Source organism: Tepidicaulis marinus, assembly GCF_000739695.1.
Taxonomy (GTDB): domain Bacteria; phylum Pseudomonadota; class Alphaproteobacteria; order Parvibaculales; family Parvibaculaceae; genus Tepidicaulis; species Tepidicaulis marinus.
The window spans coordinates 1-4447 of the sequence record NZ_BBIO01000040.1 but is presented as its reverse complement, the minus strand read 5'-3'; the positions used below and the strand labels follow the sequence as shown (position 1 = coordinate 4447).

Sequence of the window (4447 nt, the reverse complement as noted above, 5' to 3'; positions counted from 1 at the left end):
CGTCCAGCGAATTGGTCAGGACATCTTCCGCTCGGGCCTGATCGACTATTGGCAGGGCCAATGCCCGCTGACCGGCATCACCGATACGGCGCTGCTGCGCGCGTCGCACATCGTGCCGTGGAAGGATTGCACGAGCGACGCCGAGCGCTTGGACGTTCACAACGGCCTTCTGCTCTCGGCCTTATGGGATGCTGCCTTCGATCGAGGGCTGGTGACGTTCGATGACGAAGGCCAGCCGCAATTCTCACCTTCCTTGAGCGACAGCGCTCGCGCCGAATTGCGCTGGCAGGATCCGATCCCGTTGACCGACAAACATCGGAAGCGCCTGATCTGGCACCGCACTAACCTCTTCGTCAGCCAAGGAGTAGCTTAGGACAACGGATCAGGCGCTCGCGAGCCACCCCTTGTCCTGCAAGGTCTGAATGGCGATGCCGATTTGGCGCGGCGAAAACCGCTTCTTCCGCTCGTTCCACGCATAAATCTTGGCCATCGCATCCTCCGCGCTGACAGCGTTCTCGCGAGTCGTCACCCAGTGCACAGTTGCAAGGAGTTCCAGGCCGAACGGCGTCTCGAACCCCTCCACGAGCTCAGCCACACGATCAAAGCGAGCAGCCGTATCTTGCTTGTCCGACAAGAAGGACTCCGCGTCCTTCACCGCGCCTGGGACCAGTTCGAGCTGCTTGTCGGGCGCATCACCACCATCGGCGTATCCCGACACAAGGTGTCCTTCGACCGCGCGAAGGACGTGTCGCAGGTTCTCGGCATAGGGGCCATACGGCGCCTTCGCATACTTGAGGCGGAGTGGTTCGCCTGCCTCCTGCATGAAGTACATGAGCTTATGCACCTCAAGTAGCGTCACGAACGGGTCCATCAAGCCGCCAAGATAGCGGTTCATCAGTACCACCAGTGCGGCTCGTCCAGGGCTCATAGTCGGAACTTCCCGCGACTTGGTCGAGACCGGCGCATTGTTGGGCTCAAAGACAATGACGTCCAAGTCCGGTAGGTCGCGCAGCGCTGCTTCGATCCGGGGACGTACATCCCCCCAGTTTAGGCCGCCAAGACCGCTCCCAAGCGGCGGGATGGCGATCGATCGGATGCCACGCTGCCGAATCTCTTCGGCAAGGGCGACAAGCCCGGAATCGATGTCCTCCATCCGACTCTTCCCGCGCCAATGCCGCTTCGTCGGGAAATTGATGATGTACTTGGGATTCGTGAAGGTGCCCGTCTCGAAGACGAACATCTTCCCCGGCTGAACTTCGTCGCGCTTGCAGGCCGCTTCGTATGCCTTGAAGTTGACCGGGAATGCATTCTTGAACTGGAGGGCGATGCCACGGCCCATGATGCCGACACAGTTCACCGTGTTGACGATCGCTTCTGCGTCCGCCCTCAAGATGTCTCCTGTCGTATATCTGATCATGGTCATCCTCCCTCAGTAATACCATTCTCTTCGAATTTCGACGCTCGGCCGGTGGCCGGCCCCGTTCATGGCAGCGTAGACCCGCTGAGCGATCCCCTGTGAGTGAACGCCGATCCTTTCGACCAGGTGCCAAGGAAACGACTGCTGAACAAGAAACTCAGCCTGTTTTGCCTCCTTGACGTCTGCCGGGCGGAAATCCCGCGCAGCCACCGCGTCCCAGTTGATCTCATCCAACTGCGCCAGTTCGCTGCGAAATTGAGTGTAGACTGCACCTGCATTCGACAACGAGAACGCCCACCGTCTGCCATTCGCTTCGGCCCATTGAACCACTTGGCTGAGATCGGCTTGAAGATGGATAATCGGCTGTTGCCCGCCCCTGTAGGCAAGCTCAGGATGGTTCGCGCAATGAATAACGAACAACATGATTGAGCGTGGGCAAAAATAGAAAGGGACATACTCGCCCACGAAAGTTTGTGGATGGCAAGAGACAGGCAAAGCCAAGCGCCGCTGCTTTATGCTTCCCATACCGATTACCGTACCGCCCTGGCGCTGAACCATCACAGAATCGGACCAAAGGCAGCCGTCGCCACAAATCGACGCAAGGTTGTCGACATGGACTATATGGTAGATTTTTGGCTGGTCAGGTATCGGCATCGTCAGGCAGCCATTCTCACATCATTCGTCTTTGCTCATCGATTTCTTGGAGAGAGCGGCCGCATCTTCCGCTGCCATCCCGTCCATGACCCAACGATCAACATCGCTCAACTTAAACTTCCATAGCCGCCCAACTCGCTGAGCGGGCAAGCTCTTAGCTTCGATCCAGCGGTACACCGTGTCCTTCGCGACCCCCAGGTGGGCGGCCACTTGATCAACGGAAACCCATGGTTCAGTCATCCCGCAGCCATCCCCGTTGGCCTGTGTATACCGGCTTGACTCGGCAAGAGTCGATGAAACTCGTATAGCACGACCCCGTGTTCCCCTAAAGTTCTTTCTCGCGAGGCAGCGCATCCGACCTGTCTTGATGCCGAGTCAACGACACGCCCGCGCTTGGTCCCGCATGACGCTGTAGTCGGCGAGCATTTCGGCGATAGCCGACCCCTCCGGCAGCAGATGGAGCTCGTCGGCTGCGCGTGCCTGGAACTCGCGGCTATACTCGACAACCGGTGGGCAGACGGTGGCCATGCGAGGTTCAGAAGTGGCCGTTGCGCAGGCGGTCAGCGAGATCGTCGCGATCGCGAGGACGCCGAGCTGCCGCATCGAGCATCTGGCGTTGGACGTCATTGACCTTCTCCGAGGTTTCGAGGCGTTCGGCGAGCCGGCCAGCACGCTCGCCGGAGCGCCGGAGCGTGAGCAGGAACAGGAGCACCGCGAGTGCGATGGCGCCGTAGCGTAGGGCCGCCCGCATCCACGGGGCGGCGGCGATCCCGGTGAACAGAGCGGCGATCATCGACGCCCCCGCTTCCAGTCGTCGATGCGGGCGTAGATCGTCACGGCAAGGCCCGCGAGCGCCACGGCGATGAACACCCAGCGCAAGGTGTCGAGATAGGGCACGAGCGGCAGGATCGCGGTCTGGGTCTCCGCCAGGACGTTCTGCGCCACCTCGACGCCAGCGGCGCCAAGCGTCGCCACGCCTGCTGCGCCGCTGCCCTTCATCGTGCGGCTGTCGGTCAAGACCTCCCGCACGGGTGCCGTTTCCGCGGCGAACGCCGTCGCCCGCACCGGGAAACGCTCGCCCCATTGCCGAGCCGGGCCGAGATCGATGTGCATGAAGCCCGAGCGCGGATAGTAGCCAAAGCCAAGGAAGCCGACGGCTCGGGCGGCAGCCTCGAAGGCGACCGGATCGTGGTTGGCCATGGCGATGTCGAAGGCCGTGCCGTCCATGTGCTTCGAGCGCGGCGCGCCGCCGACGGCCCGGTTGTGCGCCGGACTGCGGTAGGCCGAACGGACGATGAGCGGCTTGCCAAGTCGGTCGCGCAGCGCCTGGAGCTTGTCGAGCGCTTCTTCGTTGATCCGCAGGGAGCCGCTGCCCCGGCAGGCGATCTCGGCGGGGGAGAAATTCTTCCAGCGCCATGAGCGCTCGGGCACGTCGCGCCAGTGTTTGTAGGTCATTGTCGTCATCGCAGGTCTCCAGGCACAAAAAAGCCCGCTCCTCGACGAGGGCGGGCGGTGGTCTGACGGGGCGGGCGGATGGGTTAAGGCGTCGGTCCGAAGAGCTTCAGTTTGATGGCGATGCCGGCCATCAAGGCGAGCAGGACGCCGGTGGTGATCAGCCGCACGGCGGTCTGGACGGCCGTCTGTTTCGCGAGGCGGAAACCCGCGAGCAGCGAGCGAAGATCTCGGATGTCCTCGGCCGCATCCGTCCCGTCGAGCCCGACCTCATGCAGCGCACGGCGGGCGCCGGTTTCTGCGGCGCGTTCGAGCAGCGCCTCGAATTCATCGCTCAGCAGGCTGATCAGCCTGCCGCTGTCGCGTTTCTGTTCCATCGTCGTGGTTCTCAAACTGTCGATCAGATCACCAGCGTCCCGGCGAGCGTGATCGCGATGTCGGCGAGCGTGGCGTCGGGGCTTCCGGGCGCGATCACCTCGAGCAGGTCGCTCGGTTCAAGGACGGTCTCGCTCGCGGCGATGAAGACGGCGGTGGAGGCGCTCGCCGCGAAGCGGATGGTGCCGATGCTCGTGCCGTTGCGCTGGACATCAAGGTCCGTCTCTGCGGTGGCCGCGACCCCGGCCTTGCCCTGGCTGCCGGCGAGATCGACCTGGAGCCGCGAGCGCCGGGCCACGACCGTACGCAGCAACACCTCCGAGGCGGCGGGCGCGCCCGCGTTCGCGAAGGCGAAGTCCGCCGGCGGATCGGCCGCATCCGTGGTCTCGACGACCTCGATTGCCAGCCACGTGCGCTCGAGGCCGCGCAGCTCCCCGGCCGTGCCAACATAGACGGCCAGCTCGAACCAGTCGCCCGCCGATACCGGCAGGACGGCGCTCGACAGGTTGCGCATCTGGTTGGAGTAGCCGCTGTCGCCGCGCACGATGA

8 protein-coding genes are annotated in these 4447 nt (G+C 63.1%); 1 reads left to right on the top strand and 7 read right to left on the bottom strand.

Annotated elements, in window-relative coordinates; genetic code table 11:
* Nucleotides 1-373, top strand: a 373-nt coding sequence (locus M2A_RS16855; RefSeq protein WP_045449908.1) for an HNH endonuclease, incomplete at its 5' end; no start/stop codon positions are given.
* 9 nt (nt 374-382) lie between these two features.
* Here M2A_RS16855 and darG read toward each other — a convergent pair.
* From darG to M2A_RS18270, 7 genes are all read right to left on the bottom strand, one after another.
* The gene (darG, locus tag M2A_RS16850) at nt 383-1417 is read right to left on the bottom strand and encodes a type II toxin-antitoxin system antitoxin DNA ADP-ribosyl glycohydrolase DarG (RefSeq protein WP_045449910.1); all 1035 of its coding nucleotides are present in this window, start codon (nt 1415-1417) and stop codon (nt 383-385) included.
* Nucleotides 1418-1429: 12 nt separating this feature from the next.
* Nucleotides 1430-2071, bottom strand: a complete 642-nt coding sequence (gene darT, locus M2A_RS16845) for a type II toxin-antitoxin system toxin DNA ADP-ribosyl transferase DarT (protein WP_045449907.1) — start codon at nt 2069-2071, stop codon at nt 1430-1432.
* A 21-nt stretch (nt 2072-2092) separates the two neighbouring features.
* The gene (locus M2A_RS16840) at nt 2093-2311 is read right to left on the bottom strand and encodes a helix-turn-helix domain-containing protein (RefSeq protein WP_045449906.1); all 219 of its coding nucleotides are present in this window, start codon (nt 2309-2311) and stop codon (nt 2093-2095) included.
* A gap of 295 nt (nt 2312-2606) precedes the next feature.
* Nucleotides 2607-2864, bottom strand: a complete 258-nt coding sequence (locus tag M2A_RS16830) for a hypothetical protein (protein ID WP_045449904.1) — start codon at nt 2862-2864, stop codon at nt 2607-2609.
* On the bottom strand, nt 2861-3535 hold the full coding sequence (locus M2A_RS16825) for a YcbK family protein (RefSeq protein WP_045449903.1): 675 nt from the start codon (nt 3533-3535) through the stop codon (nt 2861-2863). The genes M2A_RS16830 and M2A_RS16825 overlap by 4 nt, the downstream gene beginning before the upstream one ends.
* Before the next feature lie 74 nt (nt 3536-3609).
* The gene (locus tag M2A_RS16820) at nt 3610-3900 is read right to left on the bottom strand and encodes a DUF6127 family protein (protein WP_045449902.1); all 291 of its coding nucleotides are present in this window, start codon (nt 3898-3900) and stop codon (nt 3610-3612) included.
* Nucleotides 3901-3923: 23 nt separating this feature from the next.
* Nucleotides 3924-4447, bottom strand: a 524-nt coding sequence (locus M2A_RS18270) for a hypothetical protein (protein WP_197052981.1), incomplete at its 5' end; no start/stop codon positions are given.

Coding starts and splice junctions, on each gene's coding strand:
- darG (WP_045449910.1), bottom strand. CDS start 1,417: ATGATCAGATATACGACAGGAGACATCTTGAGGGCGGACGCAGAAGCG.
- darT (WP_045449907.1), bottom strand. CDS start 2,071: ATGCCGATACCTGACCAGCCAAAAATCTACCATATAGTCCATGTCGAC.
- M2A_RS16840 (WP_045449906.1), bottom strand. CDS start 2,311: ATGACTGAACCATGGGTTTCCGTTGATCAAGTGGCCGCCCACCTGGGG.
- M2A_RS16830 (WP_045449904.1), bottom strand. CDS start 2,864: ATGATCGCCGCTCTGTTCACCGGGATCGCCGCCGCCCCGTGGATGCGG.
- M2A_RS16825 (WP_045449903.1), bottom strand. CDS start 3,535: ATGACGACAATGACCTACAAACACTGGCGCGACGTGCCCGAGCGCTCA.
- M2A_RS16820 (WP_045449902.1), bottom strand. CDS start 3,900: ATGGAACAGAAACGCGACAGCGGCAGGCTGATCAGCCTGCTGAGCGAT.